Genomic DNA, 2,303 nt, shown 5'->3' on the forward strand with positions numbered 1-2,303 from the left:
CGTCGACGGAGAAGCGGGCAAGGGGGCGGGGCGTCGGCACGCCGCCGTGGTCGGTGAACAGGTCCACGGCTCGATTGTGCTCGTCGGCGACGGCCTCGCCGGGGGAGAGCACCGGGGACACACAGGCGTCGACCCGCGCGCCGGCCGCCGTCCACGCGTCGCGGGGGGCGGTGCGGAACCGCTCGGCGAACACCGCGCGCAGCCGCGGCCACGAGGCCCGGTCCCACTGGGTGTCGGCGAGCGCCGGGTCGAGCCCGAGGATGCCCAGCAGGGCGGCGTAGAACTTGCGCTCCACCGCGCCGACGGCGACGTGGCGGCCGTCGGCGGTCTCGTAGGTGTTGTAGAACGGCGCCCCGCCGTCGACGAGGTTCGCGCCCCGCTCGTCGACGACGTTGCCCTGCGCCCGCTCGTGGTACAGGCGGGTCAAGGTCAGGCTCACCGCCTCCAGCATGCTGACGTCGACGACCTGCCCGGTGCCGGTGTGCTCGGCGCGCCGGGCGGCGGCGAGCACCGCCAGGGCGAGCCCGTAGCCGCCGGCCGCGTAGTCGCCGACGACGTTGAGCGGCGGCGGGGGCGGAGCGTCCGGCGGGCCGAGCGTCCCCAGCAGGCCGGACACGGCCAGGTAGTTGATGTCGTGCCCGGCGAGGCCCGCGTAGGGGCCGCTGCGGCCCCAGCCGGTCGCCCGGCCGTAGACCAGCCGCGGGTTGCGGGCCAGGCACTGCGACGGGCCGAGCCCCATCGCCTCGGCGATGCCTGGACGGTAGCCCTCCAGGAACACATCCGCCGCCGCCACCAGGTCGAGCACCGCCCCGGGGCCGTCGGGGTGGCGCAGGTCGACGGCGACCGAGCGCTTGCCACGCTGCTCCTGGAACGGCCGGACCTGGCCCGGGCGGTCGTCGCCCGCGCCGGTGACGTCGCCGGATCGGTCGACCCGCACGACGTCGGCGCCGAGCCCGGCGAGGACCATCGAGGCGAAGGGCACCGGCCCGAGTGAGGCGAGCTCGACGACCCGCAGGTCGCCCAGCGGCCCGCCGCGGTCCGGCCTGTCGCGGTCGGCCGCGCCGCGCCGCGCCGCGCTACTCATCGGCGCCCAGCCAGTCGGCGCGCACGCCGTCGCGGTCCGCGCCGTAGACGGGCGCCGGCCCGCGGGCGTGGACCGACCCGTCGGCGAACGTGTACGGCGGGTTGAAGATGTAGTAGTCGCCACCGGCGTCGGTCTGCGGGCTGAGCACCCCGCGCTCGGCCAGGTACGGGTCGGCCATGACCTCCTTCGGCGTCCGGAACGGCGCAGCCGCGACCCCGTGGGCCAGCAGCGTCTGGAGGCACTCGGCGGACGTCCGCGTCGCCGCCCAGGCCCGCAGGATGTCCATCAGCTCGTTCCAGTGCCTCTCGCGCAGCGGCGCGGTGCGGAAGCGCTCGTCGTCGCCGAGTTCGGGGCGGCCCAGCGCCCGGGTCAGGCCCAGGAACATGTCCTGGCTGACCGGCGCCACCGAGACGAACCCGTCGGTGGCCGTCAGCGGGACGTAGACGGAACGCGGCGGCGCCTCGGGGATCTGCGCGGCCTGCATCTCGAAGGTCATCATGCCGAGCATCACGTCGAACAGCGCCAGGTCGATGAACTGGCCCTCGCCGGTGCGGTGGCGGGCCAGCAGCGCGGCCTGGATCGCCGTGCAAGCATAGATCGCGGCGAGCGCGTCCGCCAGGAAGATCGCCGTGTTCGCCGGCCTGGTCTGGTCGTCCTGGTAGCCGAGGTTCGCCAGGTCGTAGCCGCAGGAGGCGTGGATGTTCGGGGCGTAGGCGGCCCGGCCCGCGGCGGAGGTGTCCTGGCCGTAGCCGGAGATCGAGCAGTACACCACACCGGGGTTGGCCTGGCGGATCGTCTCGTAGCCGAAGCCGAGCCTGGCCATGACGCCCGGCCGGTTGTTCTCGATGACGACGTCGGCGCGCCGGGCCAGCGCGTGCCCGAGCTCGGCGTCGGCCGGGTCGGACAGGTTCAGCGCGACCGAGCGCTTGCCGGCGTTGAGCTGGGTGAAGAAGCGGCTCGAGTCGCCGTACACCGGCGTGCGACCGCGGTTGTGGTCGCCGCGCGGCGGTCGTTCGATCTTCACCACGTCGGCGCCGAGGTCGGCGAACAGCCGGGTGGCCATCGGCCCGGACATCATGGTCGTGAAGTCCAGGATCCGTAACGTGCCCAGCGGCCCGGGTGTCGTCGCCGGGTCGGGTGTCGCCGTCATGTCGGGACTCCGCTCCATCAAATACCTCCGGAGGGGACTGTCGCCTTTAGGCGACAGGGGAATCCGGTA

Annotated in this window: 2 protein-coding genes; both read right to left on the reverse strand. The window is 74.3% G+C overall.

Going from position 1 to position 2,303, the window contains the following annotated elements:
• The coding region (locus tag C1A33_RS23925) for a CaiB/BaiF CoA transferase family protein (RefSeq protein ID WP_101833588.1) at nt 1–1,084 on the reverse strand (1,084 nt) is incomplete at its 3' end.
• On the reverse strand, nt 1,077–2,234 hold the full coding sequence (locus tag C1A33_RS23930) for a CaiB/BaiF CoA transferase family protein (RefSeq protein ID WP_165818561.1): 1,158 nt from the start codon (nt 2,232–2,234) through the stop codon (nt 1,077–1,079). The genes C1A33_RS23930 and C1A33_RS23925, both read right to left, overlap by 8 nt.
• Nucleotides 2,235–2,303: the final 69 nt, after the last annotated feature.

It is taken from the genome of Frankia canadensis (genome assembly GCF_900197875.1).
Classification (GTDB): domain Bacteria; phylum Actinomycetota; class Actinomycetes; order Frankiales; family Frankiaceae; genus Frankia; species Frankia canadensis.